At 68.5% G+C, this 15,252-nt stretch carries 12 protein-coding genes; 10 read left to right on the top strand and 2 right to left on the bottom strand.

Going from position 1 to position 15,252, the window contains the following annotated elements:
* The first annotated feature begins 170 nt into the window (after positions 1–170).
* Positions 171–2,453, top strand: coding sequence for an NADP-dependent malic enzyme (locus E6C48_RS04270; RefSeq protein WP_136354383.1), 2,283 nt, complete (start codon positions 171–173; stop codon positions 2,451–2,453).
* 211 nt (positions 2,454–2,664) lie between these two features.
* On the opposite strand, the gene E6C48_RS04265 is transcribed toward E6C48_RS04270, so the two are convergent.
* A complete protein-coding gene (locus E6C48_RS04265; protein ID WP_136354381.1) occupies positions 2,665–4,011 on the bottom strand; it encodes an NAD(P)/FAD-dependent oxidoreductase in 1,347 nt (448 codons plus the stop codon).
* 586 nt (positions 4,012–4,597) lie between these two features.
* Between E6C48_RS04265 and E6C48_RS04260 the strand changes: the two genes are divergently transcribed.
* Both E6C48_RS04260 and E6C48_RS04255 read left to right on the top strand, forming a co-directional pair.
* On the top strand, positions 4,598–4,927 hold the full coding sequence (locus E6C48_RS04260; protein ID WP_136354379.1) for a hypothetical protein: 330 nt from the start codon (positions 4,598–4,600) through the stop codon (positions 4,925–4,927).
* 127 nt (positions 4,928–5,054) lie between these two features.
* Positions 5,055–6,044, top strand: coding sequence for a complex I NDUFA9 subunit family protein (locus E6C48_RS04255; protein WP_136354377.1), 990 nt, complete (start codon positions 5,055–5,057; stop codon positions 6,042–6,044).
* A 173-nt stretch (positions 6,045–6,217) separates the two neighbouring features.
* Here the strand turns inward: E6C48_RS04255 and E6C48_RS04250 are convergent, their stop codons facing one another.
* Entirely contained in the window at positions 6,218–7,156 is a 939-nt protein-coding gene (locus tag E6C48_RS04250) for an undecaprenyl-diphosphate phosphatase (RefSeq protein WP_136354376.1), read from the bottom strand.
* Between the two features lie 168 nt (positions 7,157–7,324).
* On the opposite strand from E6C48_RS04250, the gene E6C48_RS04245 reads away from it, so the two are divergent.
* The 7 genes from E6C48_RS04245 to dapB all read left to right on the top strand — a co-directional run bounded on the left by E6C48_RS04245 (position 7,325) and on the right by dapB (position 15,248).
* A complete protein-coding gene (locus tag E6C48_RS04245; RefSeq protein ID WP_136354374.1) occupies positions 7,325–8,017 on the top strand; it encodes a glutathione S-transferase family protein in 693 nt (230 codons plus the stop codon).
* Positions 7,998–9,134: a tRNA epoxyqueuosine(34) reductase QueG gene (queG, locus tag E6C48_RS04240; protein WP_136354371.1), complete on the top strand. Its 1,137-nt coding sequence runs from the start codon at positions 7,998–8,000 to the stop codon at positions 9,132–9,134. The genes E6C48_RS04245 and queG overlap by 20 nt, the downstream gene beginning before the upstream one ends.
* 139 nt (positions 9,135–9,273) lie before the next feature.
* Positions 9,274–10,179, top strand: coding sequence for an SDR family oxidoreductase (locus E6C48_RS04235; protein ID WP_136354368.1), 906 nt, complete (start codon positions 9,274–9,276; stop codon positions 10,177–10,179).
* Between the two features lie 25 nt (positions 10,180–10,204).
* Positions 10,205–11,371, top strand: coding sequence for a penicillin-insensitive murein endopeptidase (gene mepA / locus E6C48_RS04230; protein ID WP_407940945.1), 1,167 nt, complete (start codon positions 10,205–10,207; stop codon positions 11,369–11,371).
* A gap of 70 nt (positions 11,372–11,441) precedes the next feature.
* On the top strand, positions 11,442–12,467 hold the full coding sequence (locus E6C48_RS04225; RefSeq protein WP_136354364.1) for a glucokinase: 1,026 nt from the start codon (positions 11,442–11,444) through the stop codon (positions 12,465–12,467).
* A 43-nt stretch (positions 12,468–12,510) separates the two neighbouring features.
* Positions 12,511–14,412 carry an ABC transporter ATP-binding protein gene (locus E6C48_RS04220; RefSeq protein WP_136354362.1) on the top strand — a complete coding sequence of 634 codons (1,902 nt, stop codon included), beginning with the start codon at positions 12,511–12,513 and terminating at the stop codon, positions 14,410–14,412.
* Positions 14,409–15,248 carry a 4-hydroxy-tetrahydrodipicolinate reductase gene (gene dapB, locus E6C48_RS04215; protein WP_136354360.1) on the top strand — a complete coding sequence of 280 codons (840 nt, stop codon included), beginning with the start codon at positions 14,409–14,411 and terminating at the stop codon, positions 15,246–15,248. Before E6C48_RS04220 ends, dapB begins: the two co-directional genes overlap by 4 nt.
* Positions 15,249–15,252: the final 4 nt, after the last annotated feature.

The following is a 15,252-nucleotide window of genomic DNA, read 5'->3' as shown; positions in this document are numbered from 1 at the left end:
TCGGTCTGGATGGCCGTTTCGTCGTTCAAGAAAGTCTTTCCAAAATTCCTGAAAGGTCCCTGCTTGGCGCAGGACCGGTTGGAAGTGTAGCCTTAATCGGGGACACTCCACAAAAACAATGCGGCCCGCCATGTCCGGCAGCCGTTCCAAGGCGAGGAAACACCAGCATCATGGCCAGAAAACCCGACAGCGACGGCCCCTCCGTCAGCGCAGAGGAGGCCCTGGAATTCCACGCCATGGGCCGGCCCGGCAAGCTGGAGGTGGTGCCGACCAAGCCGATGGCGACGCAGCGCGACCTGTCGCTCGCCTATTCGCCGGGCGTCGCCGTGCCGGTCAAGGCCATCGCCGAGGACCCCTCGCGCGCCTTCGACTATACCAGCCGCGGCAACATGGTCGCCGTCATCTCCAACGGCACCGCCATCCTCGGCCTCGGCAATCTCGGCGCGCTGGCGTCGAAGCCGGTGATGGAAGGCAAGGCGGTGCTGTTCAAGCGCTTCGCCGACGTCGATTCCATCGACCTCGAAGTCGCCACCGAGGACGCCGACGAGTTCATCAACTGCGTGAAATTCCTCGGCCCGTCCTTCGGCGGCATCAACCTGGAGGACATCAAGGCGCCGGAATGCTTCATCATCGAGCAACGGCTGCGCGAACTGATGGACATTCCCGTCTTCCATGACGACCAGCACGGCACCGCCATCATCTCGGCCGCCGGCCTCATCAACGCGCTGGAGATTTCCGGCCGCGACATGAAGACGACGAAGCTGGTGTGCAACGGCGCGGGTTCGGCCGGCATCGCCTGCATCGAGCTCATCAAGGCGATGGGCTTCGCGCCCGAGAACATCACGCTGTGCGACACCAAGGGCGTCGTCTGGCAGGGCCGCACCGAAGGCATGAACCAGTGGAAATCGGCGCATGCGGTCAAGACCGAGGCGCGCAGCCTGGCCGACGCCATGGAAGGCGCCGACGTCTTCTTCGGCCTGTCGGCCAAGGGGGCGCTGACGCGCGCCATGGTCGAATCGATGGCAAAGAACCCGATCATCTTCGCCATGGCCAATCCCGACCCCGAGATCACGCCCGAGGAAGTCGCCGAAATCCGCACCGACGCCATCATGGCGACCGGCCGCTCGGACTATCCGAACCAGGTCAACAACGTGCTCGGCTTTCCCTATATCTTCCGTGGCGCGCTGGACGTGCGCGCAACCACCATCAACGACGCCATGAAGATCGCCGCGGCCCACGCGCTGGCCGATCTCGCGCGCAAGGACGTGCCCGACGACGTGGCCGCCGCCTACCAGGGCAACCGGCCGAAGTTCGGCGCCAACTACATCATCCCGGTGCCGTTCGATCCGCGCCTCATCTCCGCCATTCCCGTTGCTGTGGCGAAGGCCGCGATGGAAACGGGCGTGGCGCGCCGGCCGATCCTCAACCTCGACAAATACGCACAGGAACTGTCGGCGCGGCGCGATCCGATCGCCTCGACCCTGCAGCGCATCTACGACCGCGTGCGCCGCCAGCCCAAGCGCATCGTCTTCGCCGAGGGCGAGGAGGAGCAGGTGATGCGCGCGGCGGTGGCCTACGCCAACCAGAGCCTCGGCACCGCCATCCTGCTCGGCCGCGACGACGTCATGCGCGAAAACGCCCAGCATGCCGGCATCGACCTCGACAAGCCGGGCATCGAGATCATCAACGCCCGGCTGTCGCGGCGCAACGCCATCTACGCCGATTTCCTCTACGAGCGCCTGCAGCGCAAGGGCTACCTGCTGCGCGACTGCCAGCGCCTCATCAACCAGGACCGCAACCATTTCGCCGCCTGCATGGTGGCGCTGGGCGACGCCGACGGCGTCGTCACCGGCGTCACCCGCAACTACTCCACCGCGCTGGAGGACATACGCCGCGTCATCGACGCCAAGCCCGGCCACCGCGTCATCGGCGCCTCCATCGTGCTTTCGCGCGGCCGCACGGTGATCGTCGCCGACACCGCCGTGCACGACATGCCGAACGCCGAGCAGATCGCCGACATCGCCGAGGAATCGGCCAATTTCGCGCGGCGCATGGGCTACGAGCCGCGCGTGGCGATGCTCGCCTATTCCACCTTCGGCCATCCGCAGGGCGAGCGCTCCGAGCGCATCCAGGAGGCGGTGAAGATCCTCGACAAGCGCCGCGTCGACTTCGAATACGACGGCGAGATGGCCGCCGACGTGGCGCTCAACCACCGGCTGATGCAGCAGCAATACCCGTTCTGCCGCCTCACCGGCCCCGCCAACGTGCTCATCATGCCGGCCTTCCACTCGGCCTCGATCTCGACCAAGATGCTGCAGGAACTCGGCGGCTCGACCGTCATCGGCCCGCTGCTGGTCGGGCTGAACAAGCCGGTGCAGATCGTGCCGCTCAACGCCAAGGACAGCGACATCGTCAACATGGCGGCGATCGCGGCCTATACGGCGGGGCAGTAGCGCTTACCTTTTTGAGGGCGGTGCATAGGTCGACCCCCACTCCGTCTTGCTTCGCAAGCCACCTCTCCCCCGTTCGACGGGGGAGAGGAAAGCCGGCCGCAAGCTTGGCACCCTTCCTCTCCCCCACGCATGTGGGGGAGAGGTGGCGCGCGAAGCGCGACGGAGTGGGGGCACCGCCGTCGGCGATAATCCCGCCAACGGCAATCTTCCCCTACAGCGCCGGCCCCAGCTTGAGGGCGCTGCCGTCGGAGAAGCGCGACAGGCGGAAGCGGCTCATGTCGTGGCCCACCGCGTTGTTCTGGATCAGGTCGGCGACGACGCGGCCGAATCCGGGACCGATGCCGAAGCCGTGGCCGCTCATGCCTGTGGCGACGAACAGGCCGGGAAGCGCCTCGACGCGGTCGACGACCGGCACCACGTCGGGCATGGCGTCGATCATGCCGGCCCAGCTCGCCTTCAGGCGGACCTTGCCGAGCTGCGGGAAAAGGGCGCCGAAATTCTTTTCCACCGCCTGCAGCTTGGAGCGTTCGGGTGCCGGGTTCAGCACCCGCATCCGCTCGAACGGTGTTTGCGTCTCCGCTGTCCAGTCGCGCGGCGTCGTCCAGCCGTCGGGATAGCCGGACGGGGCGGCCGGGGAATAGCGGACGCCGAACGGGTTGGCCCGCAGGGCGGGAAGGTATTTGACGGCATGCCGGAACGCATCCGGGCCGATATGGAGCTGGCTGCCGCCGCCGGCCGCCAGCGTATAGCCGCCGTCCTGCCGGCGCCGGAAGGCGATGCGCTCGTCCGCCGCCGCGCCCGCATGAATTTCGGGCATGGGCTCGGTCGCCGCCACGGTCGAGCGGACGCTGAGCTGCGGAATGGAGACGCCGTGCTTGCGCAGGAACAGCGACGACCACGCGCCGGCCGCGACCAGCACCGTGGAAGCTTCGATGAAGCCTGCCTCCGTCCAAACGCCCCTGACCTTGCCCGCCGCGATATCGAGGGTGCGGACGGCGCAGTTCTCCACGATGGTCGCTCCCTTGCGGGCGGCGAGCCGGGCGAGCGCGGGCACGGCCAGCCACGGCTCGGCGCGCATGTCGGACGGCGTCGTCATCGCGCCGGCGAATTTGCGCGCCATGCCTGGAATAAGCTTGGCGGTTTCGCTGCCGTCGAGCAGGCGCGTGTCGAGGTCGTGGGCGGCGGCGAGCCCCATGAAATCCTCGAAGCCGGCGAACTCCTTGTCGGTTTCCGCCAGATAGGTCACGCCCGTCTCGACGAGGCCGATGTCCTCGCCGCATTCCCCGGCCAGTTGCCGCCACAGGCGGCCGGCCTCGATGGCGATCGGCAGTTCGCCCTCGTCGCGCCCCTGCTTGCGCACCCAACCCCAGTTGCGCGACGACTGCTCGGCGGCGACGCGCCCCTTTTCCAGAAGCGTCACCGGAATGCCGCGCTGCGCCAGGAACAGCGCCGTCGTCACGCCGATGACGCCGCCGCCGATGACGACCACCTCGGACGCCTTCGGCGGCGGGCCGGGATAGCGGATCGGGTCGGCTTCGGAGAACGGAAAGGTCGGCACGCAGCGCATCCTGAAGGGTTGAAAGCCTCGCCTATTGGTTGCCATCCCTGTCGCGCCAATTCAAGGACAGCCGCGGGAAGACCGTTCGGCCACGGCCGCGCGGTGCGACGCGGACAACCGCTTCCTGCATACCGGGATATCGTCAAGCCGGATCAACGGCTTGCATCGTCGACGGCGATTTCTTTCGCTTCGAGTTATCCCCGTCACTTCGGTCTTGCCCATAATCGTCTGACCGTCCTCGCGGGAAACCCGGTGCGCACCGGACATCGGGTGAGGACGGCGGCTCCGGGCCGGTGGCGCTACGGTAGCGCCACTGGGCGATGAACCCCCAGGTCCGGGCCTCGACCGAGCCAGCGGGCCGCGCGAGCGGCAGCGACCCTCGGGGAGGCAAGCGGCCGGCGGGGCGCGAGGTTCGCGCCACGAAAAACAACAAAAAGAGGCACGGTCCCGCGCCCCGCTTCCCTTCCGCTTCCAGTATTCGGAAGGCGGCGACGAACAAAGGCCAGACGGCGACAAGCCGGGCGTGGCAACGATTTCCGCCGCCTTCGGTGCGGCGACCACCCACGATCGGAACGGAGGAACAACCATGGACGACCTGCCTGCCTTAGCCGCCGCTCCCGTCGGCGAATACGATCCCGACCTGCCCTACGATCCCGACCTTACCTACGATCAGTGGGACGACGACGAGAAGGAACGGTTCGCCCGCTCCTGCCGAATCGCCATGCGCCTTGCTCTGGAAGAGGACGAGGCGCCGTCACGCTGTCCAGGCCGCACCTGCCGCCGCGAAGGCCGCTGCCACGTTCGCCTGGAGGATTCGCGCCTGGTTTGCCTGGCCGGCCCCATGCCGCCGCAAGCCGTCCGGCGGATGATCATGATGATGTCTTTCCTCCACGAACTGGGCAAAAGCGATACCTGACGCGGCAGCGGCTGAGGCAAGGCCGGAAGGATGACCCTCGGCGGCCGTCCAAGTCCCTTTGCCTTCGCCGCGAAAGCGACTATGAAACGGCAAAGCCACGCCTCGAACTGCCCTGCCGGAGCCAGCCATGACCGAAATCCTGCAAACACCGCCGCTGGTCGTCGTCTTCGGCGGCTCGGGCTTCCTCGGGCGCCACGTGGTGCGTGCGCTGGCCCGCCGCGGCTACCGCGTGCGCGCCGCCTGCCGCCGGCCCGACCTCGCCGGCCACCTGCAGCCGCTCGGCAATGTCGGCCAGATCCAGCCGGTGCAGGCCAATGTGCGCGTGCGCTGGTCGGTCGACAACGCGGTCCGGGGCGCCGCCCACGTCGTCAACCTCGTCGGCATTTTGCATGAGAGCGGACGCCAGCGCTTCGGCGCCGTGCACACCTTCGGCGCCCGCGCCGTCGCGGAGGCCGCGCGCGCCGTCGGCGCCGGCATGACCCACGTCTCGGCGCTCGGCGCCGACGCGCAATCCGCCTCCGCCTATCAGCGCAGCAAGGCGCTCGGCGAAAAGGCGGTGCTGGAGACGATTGCCGATGCCGTCATCTTCCGTCCCTCCGTCGCCTTTGGCCCGGAAGACACCTTCTTCAACCGCTTCGCCAACATGGCGCGCTATTCGCCGGTGCTGCCGCTGATCGGCGGCGGCGAGACGAAATTCCAGCCGGTCTATGCGGTGGACATCGCCGAGGCGATCGCGCGCTCGGTGGACGGGCAGGTCGCCGGCGGGCGCGCCTACGAACTCGGCGGGCCGCAGGTGCTGACCTTCCGCCAGTGCATGGAGGAACTGCTCGCCGTCGTCGACCGCAAGCGCATGCTGGTGCCGGTGCCCTGGTGGCTGGCGAACCTTCAGGCCTCCATCCTCGGCATGCTGCCGAAGCCGCTGCTCACCCGCGACCAGGTGGCGCAGCTGCGCGAGCACAACGTCGTCTCGGACAAGGCCGACAAGGAAGGCCGCACGCTCCCCGGCCTCGGCATCCAGCCGCAGGCGCTCGGCACCATCCTGCCCAGCTACCTGTGGCGCTTCCGCGCCGCCGGCCAGTTCCAGCGCGGCGACACGGCGGGCAACGCCGAGGCGTAAGGGAACCGCCGAAAAAGGAATTTGCAGCGGCTCCAGTCGCCGGCAAGAACCCCCACCCCTAACCCCTCCCCGCAAGGGGGAGGGGGACTTGGGACGCGGCAACTTCCCCTCCCCCTTGCGGGGAGGGGTTAGGGGTGGGGGCATGCGCCCGACGGATCTGCTTTTACGGGCGCTCACCCGAAAACGTACAGCGCGATCAACCCCAGGCCGCCGACGATCAGCCGCCACCAGCCGAACAGCGCGTAGCCGTGCCGCGAGACATAGCCGAGCAGGCTGCGCACGGCGATCACGGCGGTGATGAAGGCGGCGATGAAGCCGACCGCGATGACCGGGAAGTCGGCCGCCGACAGAAGGTGGCGGTTCTTGAGCAGGTCGAGCGTAAAAGCGCCGAGCATGGTCGGCATGGCGAGGAAGAAGGAGAATTCCGCCGCCGCGCGCTTGTCCACGCCCATCAGCATCGAGCCTACAATGGTGGCGCCGGAGCGGGAGGTGCCGGGGATCATGGCGAGGCACTGGAACAGGCCGATCTTCAGCGCCAGCGGAATGGAGAGTTCGGAGGCGTCGTGGACGCGCGGCTTCAGGTCCAGCCGGTCGATCCACAGAAGCACGATGCCGCCGAGGATGAGCATGATGCAGATCAGCTTCGGCGTCTCGAACAGCACCGTCTTGATGAAATCGTGCAGGATCACGCCGATCACCGCCGCCGGCAAGAAGGCCAGCACCACGGCGACCATCAGCCTGACCGAATGGTCGGACGAGCGCTCGGGCGGCAGAAACAGGTTCGGCCGCTTGCGCCGGAACACCGACACCAGGAGTTCCCAGGTGCAGCCGGCCAGCCAGATCAGGGCAGCCACCACGCCGACCGCGACGTCGACCAGCCGGGCGAAGGCGTCGGGGCGCCTGATGAAATCCCAGAAACGGTTCGCATAGACGGAAAGGATGGCGAGGATGGCGCCGAGCTGGATCAGCACCTCGAACACCTTGCCGGTCGAATTGAAGCCGAGGAAATGCCCCGCCAGCAGGATATGGCCGGTGGAGGACACCGGCAGGAATTCGGTAAAACCCTCCAGCAGGCCGAGCAGGAGGGCTTCGATCAGGGTCTGGCTGTCCATGATGGTCCTTTGGCGCGTCCTTGGCGTCGGGGGTTCGAAAAGGCGTTGCTTGTCACGGCGCGGGAACCACCCTATAGGTCGCAGCACCCTTGCCGGCCCCGACCCGTCGCGGCAAAGCTTTAGCGATGCGGCGGGCGATTCGCCAGAGCGCATGTCAATCGCGGTATCATGCTGACGCTTTTTCATCACCCACTGTTCGCCTCCTGCCGGTTCGTGCGCCTCGCCTTCGGCGAATACGGCGAGGAACTGGCGCTGATCGAGGAAAAGCCGTGGATGCGGCGCAAGGAGTTCCTGTCGCTGAACCCGGCCGGCAACCTGCCGGTGCTTCTGGCCGAGGGCGACGTGCCGATCGTCGGCGCCTCCGTCATCGCCGAATATCTCGACGAGACGCGCGGCGTTTTGAAGCGCGACAAGCGGCTGTTCGTGGAAGGCTCGATGGAGCGCGCCGAGATCCGCCGCCTGACAGACTGGTACCTCGTCAAGGCCGAGAGCGAGGTGACGCGGCACCTCGTGCGCGAACGCGCGCTGAAGCCGCACATGCCGGCCGAGGCCGGCGGCGGCTCGCCCGATTCGACCGCCATCCGCGCGGCGCGGGCCAACATCCGCCAGCACATGAAATACACCAACTGGCTGGCCGGCACCCGCCACTGGCTGGCCGGATCGCGGCTCACCTATGCCGACCTCGCCGCCGCCGCCACGCTTTCGGTGCTCGACTATCTGGGCGAGATCGACTGGCGCGAGCACGTCGCCGCGCGCGAATGGTATACGCGGCTGAAGTCGCGGCCGTCGTTCCGGCCGCTGCTGGCCGACCGCGTGCGCGGCCTTTCGCCGGTGTCGCACTATGCGGACCTCGATTTCTGATCCGAAACGCCTGCGCGAGCTGATCGAGCGCGAGGCGCGAGCCGCCGGCTTCGCCGCCGTCGCGGTGACAAGGCCGGACGCCATCCCGCAGGCGCCGGCGCGGCTGGCGCGCTTCGTCGCCGACGGATTCCATGGCTCGATGGGCTGGATCGAGGAGACGCTGGCGCGCCGCGCCGACCCCTCGGTGCTGTGGCCCGAGGTGCGCTCGGTGATCGTGCTGGCGATGAACTACGGTCCCGACAGCGACCCGCGCGAGATCCTGTCGCGGCCGGATCGCGCCGCCATCTCGGTCTACGCGCAGAACCGCGACTACCACGACGTGATGAAGGGGCGGCTGAAGGAAATCGCCGGCAAGATCGTGGCGCGTGCCGGTGGCGACGTGAAGGTGTTCGTCGATACGGCGCCGGTGATGGAAAAGCCGCTGGCGGAAGCCGCCGGGCTCGGCTGGCAGGGCAAGCACACCAACCTCGTCAGCCGCGCCCACGGCTCCTGGCTGTTCCTCGGCTCGATCTTCACCACGGCGGAGCTGGAGCCGGACAGCCGCGAGGACGACCATTGCGGCTCCTGCCGCGCCTGCCTCGACGCCTGCCCGACGAACGCCTTCCCGGCGCCCTACCGGCTCGACGCGCGCCGCTGCATCTCCTACCTCACCATCGAGAACAAGGGACCGATCCCGGCCGAATTCCGCGAGGCGATTGGCAACCGCATCTATGGCTGCGACGACTGCCTCGCCGCCTGCCCATGGAACAAGTTCGCGCAGGCGGCTTCGGAGGCGAAGCTCGCCGCCCGCGACGATCTGCGCGCGCCGAAGCTCATCGACCTGCTCGAACTGGACGACACCGCTTTCCGGGCGCTGTTTTCCGGCTCGCCGGTCAAGCGCATCGGGCGCGACCGTTTTATCCGCAACGTGCTGATCGCCGCCGGAAATTCGGGCGACGGCGCACTGACGGAACAGGTCCGCAGCCTGCTTGGCGATCCTTCGCCGCTGGTGCGGGGCGCTGCCGTATGGGCGCTGTCGCGGCTGGCGCCGGAGGCATTTTTGAGCTGCGCCGGGCGGGTCGAGAACGAGGAAGATGAGGACGTCAGGCAAGAATGGATGGCAGTGAATCGATGGTAGCTCCGCGCCGCCCCTCACCTGCCTGCCGGCATCCTCCCCCCGTGAACAACGGGGAGAGGGGAGAAGCTGCGACGCCGGCGTCCCCCTCTCCCCGTTCACGGGGAGAGGGTAAGGGTGAGGGGCAGCGCGCCAAGTACAAATGACCATGAAAACCGTTCTCATCTTCGGCGCCGGCTATTCGGGCCAGGCTTTCGCCCGCGCGCTGCCTGCGGGCACCACCATCGTCGGCACGACGCGCTCACCGGAAAAATTCGCCACACTTCGCGATGCCGGCATCACGCCGCTGCCGTTCGAGGGCGCCTCGACGCCTGAACTGCTCGCGGCACTCCGGCAGGCCACCCACGTCGTCGTCTCGATCGCGCCGGACGAGGCCGGCGACCCGGCGCTCGATGTCGTCGCGGCCGGGCTCGCCGCCGGCCTGCCAGCGCTGCAATGGATCGGCTATCTCTCCACCGTCGGCGTCTATGGCGACCATGGCGGCGGCTGGGTGGACGAGACCAGCGAATGCCGGCCGGTGTCGCAGCGCTCGCGCCGCCGGCTGGAGGCCGAGCGGCAGTGGCTGGAGCTTGGGCCGCGCGCCGGCCTGCCGGTCGCGGTCTTGCGGCTCTCCGGCATTTACGGGCCGGGCCGCAATGCCTTCGTCAACCTGCGCGACGGCACCGCCAAGCGGCTGGTCAAGCCGGACCAGGTGTTCAACCGCATCCACCGCGACGATATCGCAGGCGCGCTGCGGCACCTGGCCGAGCGAAACCTTGGCGGCGTCTTCAACGTCACCGACGACCTGCCGTCGCCGCCGCAGGAGGTCGTCGCCTATGCGGCCTTACTGATGGGCGTGGAGCCGCCGCCGGAAATTCCCTTCGAAACCGCCCAACTTTCGCCCATGGCGCGGTCTTTCTACGGCGAGAACAAGCGCGTCTCCAACGCCGCGATCAGGAAGACGGGCTACGCCTTCCGCTTCCCAGACTACCGCGTCGCCTTCGATGCCCTATGGGCGGCGGGCGACTGGGCGGACGGGGCGGCGCGCAGCGCGATGAAACGGTCGTGATCGCCCCGACAGGGCAGGCCGTGCTATGATTCGCGAACCGGCCGCTTCGGCGGCGACTTGCGGCGGACGGGCAGGCAGGGGAAATCGCATGACACAGTCGAAATGGCTCTCCGCGCCCCGGTCGGTCCTGCTGGCAATGACGGTGGCGCTGACCGGCCTGTTGTCCGGCGCGGACACGGCTGGTGCTGCCGAACTGGCGAAGAACCTGTTCGGCGCGGAGGCGCTGCCCTCGGCGGTGGCCCCGCAATCCTACGGTTTCTATTCCAAGGGCTGCTTCGCCGGCGGCGTCGGCCTGCCGCTGGACGGGCCGACCTGGCAGGTCATGCGCCCTTCGCGCAACCGCAACTGGGGCCATCCGGCGATGATCGCGCTTTTGGAAAAGCTGTCGCGCGATGCGGTGCAGGACGGCTGGCGCGGCCTTCTGGTCGGCGACATCTCGCAGCCGCGCGGCGGCCCGATGCGCACCGGCCACGCCTCGCACCAGCTCGGGCTGGATGCCGATATCTGGTTCAGCCCGATGCCGGACCAGCCCTATTCGATGAGCGGGCGCGAGAAGATCGGCGCCGTCTCCATGCTGAAGCCGAAATCGCTTGTCGTCGACGACCGCCGCTGGACCGAGTCGCGCGCCCGCCTGCTGAAGCGCGCCGCCAGCTATCCGGAGGTGGAGCGCATCTTCGTGCATCCCGGCATCAAGAAGAAGCTGTGCGATACGGTCAGCGGCGACCGCAGCTGGCTGAACAAGATCAGGCCGTTCTGGGGCCATGACGAGCATTTCCACGTCCGCATCGGCTGCCAGCCGGGCTCACCGAACTGCAAGCCGCAGCACGATACCGGCAGGGGCGACGGCTGCGGCAAGGAGCTTGCGTGGTGGTTCACCGAGGAACCATGGCGGCCGGCGAAGAACCCCGACGCGCCGAAGGCGCGCGACATCATGACGATGGCGGCGCTGCCGAAGCAGTGCCAGGCGGTGCTGACCCAGCCGAGCCCGCCTTCCTTCGAGGCGGCCCTGTTCAAAGGTGGCCGCGCCCCGGTCGCGGTGGCGACCGCTCCGGCGCCGGAAGCCGTCGTGCCGGAGCCGGCTTCGCCGCCCGCTCCCGTCCTGGCCGGCACGACCGGCCTGCCGGCTTTCAGCGCCTTCGCCGAAACGCCGCAGATCGGCGTGCCGGTGCCGCGTCCGCGGCCGGGTCCGTGAGCGAGGCGTCTTCCGCAGCGGCCATGGTTTGGCTATAGCGACGCGAAAGCGAACCATGGAGCGGGACAGGATGCAGGGCGCGAGCGAGGACGGAACGGGCCTGCGGTTTCCGATCCTGATCGGCGACATCGGCGGCACCAATGCGCGGTTTTCCGTCGTGCTCGACGCCAATTCCGAGGCCGGCGAGCCGCGGATCGTGCAGACGGCGGACTTTCCCACCATCGACGCCGCCATCCAGGCCGCCGTGCTCGACCGCTCTTCGGTCCAGCCGAAATCCGCCGTGCTGGCCGTCGCCGGCCCCGTCGACGGCGACGAGATCGAACTGACCAACTGCCCATGGGTGGTGCGGCCGAAGGAGATGATCGCCAATCTCGGCCTCGCCGACATCGTCGTGCTCAACGATTTCGAGGCGCAGGCGCTGGCCGTGGTGGCGCTCGGCGAAGAGCATATGGAAAAGATCGGCGGCGGCACGCCCGAGCCCAATGCCGGCCGGGTCGTGCTGGGACCGGGCACCGGCCTCGGCGTCGCCGGCCTCATTCATGCGTTAGACCATTGGATTCCGGTGCCCGGCGAGGGCGGCCACATGGACATCGGCCCGCGCACGCCGCGCGACTTCGAAGTGTTTCCGCATATCGAGACGATCGAGGGGCGCATCTCGGGCGAGCAGATCCTGTGCGGACGCGGGCTCGTCAACGTCTATCGCGCGGTGGCCGCGGCGGACGGCAAGGCCGCGCCCTTCACCAAGCCGTCGGAGGTGACGGCGGCGGCTCTCGCCGGCACCGACGCGGTGGCCGAGGAAGCGCTTTCGCTGTTCGTCACCTGCCTCGGCCGCACCGCCGGCGATCTCGCGCTGGTGTTCATGAGCCGCGGCGGCGTCTTCCTCACCGGCGGCATCGCGCAGAAGATCGTGCCGGCGCTGAAGGCCGGCAACTTCCGCGCCGCCTTCGAGGACAAGGCGCCGCACAGCGCGCTGATGCGCGACATGCCGGTCTACGTCATCACCCATCCGCTCGCCGCCCTGCTGGGTCTCGCCGCCTATGCGCGCGCGCCGTCGCTGTTCGGCGTCCAGACCGACGGCCGCCGCTGGCGGGGCTGAGCTTTTCGGCTTCGGGGCATAGGCAATCCGCTTTCGGGGCGTTATGAGGGGCGCCCGGCCCAAGACACGGAACGGCTCCTTGAACGCAGATAAGGCACCGCAGACGAAATCCCGCGAGATCGCGACGGTCATCCGCCGCATCCTCGCCGAGAACGGCCGCGACTATGTCTGGCACTACGTCTTCGCCATCGTCTGCCTGGTCGCGGTGGCCGCCACGACGGCCTTCACCGCATGGATCATGCGCGACGTCATCAACGAGATCTTCTATCGCCAGCGCGGCGACCTCGTCGCCCTCATCTGCCTGTCGCTCTTCGCCGCCTTCGTCATCCGGGGGCTGGCGACCTACGGCCAGGCGGTGACGCTGGCCAAGATCGGCAACAATCTCGTCGCCCGCTACCAGCGGCGCCTGTTCGACCATCTCATGCGCCTCGGCATGGGCTTCTACAACGACACGCGCTCCGGCCGCCTCGCCGCCCAGATCAACGAGAACGTCAACGGCGTGCGCGATCTGCTCTCCATGACTCTCACCTCCGTCGCCCGCGACGCCGTCTCGCTGGTCGGCCTGATCGCGGTGATGGTGGTGCAGGATCCGTTCCTGTCGCTGATGTCGCTGCTCATCGGCCCGCCGCTGATCTATGCCGTGGTCTACCTGATGAAGCGACTGAGGCGGGCGACGCGCGAGGCCGTGCAGATCAATTCGCGGCTGATCGGCGCCATGCAGGAGGCGACGCAGGGCATCGCCATCGTCAAGGCCTTCACCATGGAGGACGTGCTGTCGCGGCGCATCAGCGAGCTGGTGAGCGCCGCCGAGCAGCGCGCCAACCGCATCGCCCGCGTCTCCGAGCGGCTGAACCCGATCGCCGAGATCCTCGCCGGCTTCGCCGTTTCCGGCGTCATCGCCTATGCCGGCTACCGCGCCACAGTCGCCGGCGAGCCGCCCGGAACGATCTTCGCCTTCATCACCGCGCTGCTGCTCGCCTACGACCCGGCCAGGCGGCTGGCGCGCGTGCAGGTCGGCATGGAGCGCGCGCTGGTCAACGCCCGCATGATCTACGAGATCCTCGACCTCGAGCCGCAACAGGGTGATTCGGCGGGCGCTACCGCCCTGCACGTCAAGAACGGCGAGGTGCGCTTCGACGCCATCCGCTTCGGCTATGCCGAGGACGCGCCGGTGCTGCGCGACCTGAGTTTTGTCGCCGCCGCCGGCAAGACGACGGCCATCGTCGGCGCCTCGGGCGCCGGCAAGTCGACGCTGGTGGCGCTGCTGCAGCGCTTCTACGATGTCGACGCCGGCACCATCTCCGTCGACGGGCAGGACATCTCGAAGGTGACGAAGAAGTCGCTGCGCGGCGCCATCGCCTATGTCTCGCAGCAGCCCTACCTGTTCGAAGGCACCATCCGCGACAACATCCGCTACGGTCGCCTCGACGCCACCGACGGCGAAATCGAACAGGCGGCCGGGCTGGCGGCGGCGGACGAGTTCATCCGCCAGCAGCCGCAGGGATACGACACCGAGGTCGGCGAGAACGGCGTCACGCTTTCGGGCGGCCAGCGCCAGCGCCTGTCGATCGCGCGCGCCATCGTGCGCGACGCGCCGATCCTGCTGCTCGACGAAGCGACGTCGGCGCTCGACAACGAATCGGAAGCGCGCGTGCAGCAGGCGCTCGGCGAAATCATGCAGGGGCGCACCACCATCGTCATTGCGCACCGCCTGTCGACCGTGGTCAACGCCGACCATATCGTCGTGCTGGAGGAAGGGCGGCTGGCCGAACAGGGCACCCACGCGCAGCTGCTGGCGGACGCCGACGGCGTCTACGCCCGCTTCCACCGCCTGCAAGGCGGCCACGGGCTCGGCCTCGTCGACGATCGCGCGGAAGTCGAAGAACCGGCGCCGCAGGCCCCCGAACAGGGACGCGGCCGCAAGACCGCGAGGAGCAAGGCATGAGTGCCCAGGAAGCCACGCCGCAAGCCACAGATATGGGCCTCGTCGTCGTCGGCGCCGGCGGACGCATGGGACAGACGCTGATCCGCACCATCGCCGCCATTCCCGGCGCGCGCCTCGCCGCCGCCATCGAGAGGACAGGCTCGCCGGCGCTCGGCCGGGATGCCGGCGAACTCGCCGGCATCGGCGCCAACGGCATCGTCATCGGCGACGATCCGCTGCCCGCCTTCGCGAAAGCCGACGGCGTACTCGACTTCACCCAGCCCGCGGCGTCGGTCGAATTCGCCGGCTACGCGGCGCAGGCGCGCATCGTCCATGTCGTCGGCACCACCGGTTGCACGCCGCAGGACGACGCGGCGATCGCCGCCGCCGCGCGCCACGCCACCATCGTCAAGTCCGGTAATATGAGCCTCGGCGTCAACCTGCTTGCGGTGCTGGTGGAACAGGCCGCACGCGCGCTCGCTCCGGAGGATTTCGACATCGAGGTGCTGGAGATGCATCACCGCCACAAGGTCGATGCGCCGTCGGGCACGGCACTTCTGCTCGGCGAGGCGGCGGCGGAAGGCCGCGCCATCGCCCTTGCCGAGAACAGCGAGCGCGGACGCGACGGCCTCACCGGCGCGCGCCGCACCGGCGCCATCGGCTTCGCCTCGCTGCGCGGCGGTTCCGTGGTCGGCGAGCACACGGTCTTTCTGTCGGGACAGGGCGAGCGCATCGCGCTGACGCACCAGGCAGAGGACCGCGCCATCTTCGCGCGCGGCGCCGTCAAGGCGGCGCTGTGGGCGCGCAGCCGCAAGCCGGGATTGTATTCGATGCGGGACGTGCTCGGCCTGAGCTGACGCC

The sequence above is a fragment of the Ollibium composti genome (genome assembly GCF_004801285.1).
Taxonomy (GTDB): Bacteria; Pseudomonadota; Alphaproteobacteria; order Rhizobiales; family Rhizobiaceae; genus Mesorhizobium; species Mesorhizobium composti.
This window is presented reverse-complemented; position numbering and strand designations above follow the sequence as displayed.

Bases quoted from the DNA above. Each gene is read 5' to 3' on its own strand.
- E6C48_RS04220 (WP_136354362.1), top strand. From the start codon at position 12,511: ATGAGGGGCGCCCGGCCCAAGACACGGAACGGCTCCTTGAACGCAGAT.
- E6C48_RS04255 (WP_136354377.1), top strand. From the start codon at position 5,055: ATGACCGAAATCCTGCAAACACCGCCGCTGGTCGTCGTCTTCGGCGGC.
- E6C48_RS04245 (WP_136354374.1), top strand. From the start codon at position 7,325: ATGCTGACGCTTTTTCATCACCCACTGTTCGCCTCCTGCCGGTTCGTG.
- E6C48_RS04250 (WP_136354376.1), bottom strand. From the start codon at position 7,156: ATGGACAGCCAGACCCTGATCGAAGCCCTCCTGCTCGGCCTGCTGGAG.
- queG (WP_136354371.1), top strand. From the start codon at position 7,998: ATGCGGACCTCGATTTCTGATCCGAAACGCCTGCGCGAGCTGATCGAG.
- E6C48_RS04270 (WP_136354383.1), top strand. From the start codon at position 171: ATGGCCAGAAAACCCGACAGCGACGGCCCCTCCGTCAGCGCAGAGGAG.
- dapB (WP_136354360.1), top strand. From the start codon at position 14,409: ATGAGTGCCCAGGAAGCCACGCCGCAAGCCACAGATATGGGCCTCGTC.
- E6C48_RS04235 (WP_136354368.1), top strand. From the start codon at position 9,274: ATGACCATGAAAACCGTTCTCATCTTCGGCGCCGGCTATTCGGGCCAG.
- E6C48_RS04225 (WP_136354364.1), top strand. From the start codon at position 11,442: ATGCAGGGCGCGAGCGAGGACGGAACGGGCCTGCGGTTTCCGATCCTG.
- E6C48_RS04260 (WP_136354379.1), top strand. From the start codon at position 4,598: ATGGACGACCTGCCTGCCTTAGCCGCCGCTCCCGTCGGCGAATACGAT.
- mepA (WP_407940945.1), top strand. From the start codon at position 10,205: ATGATTCGCGAACCGGCCGCTTCGGCGGCGACTTGCGGCGGACGGGCA.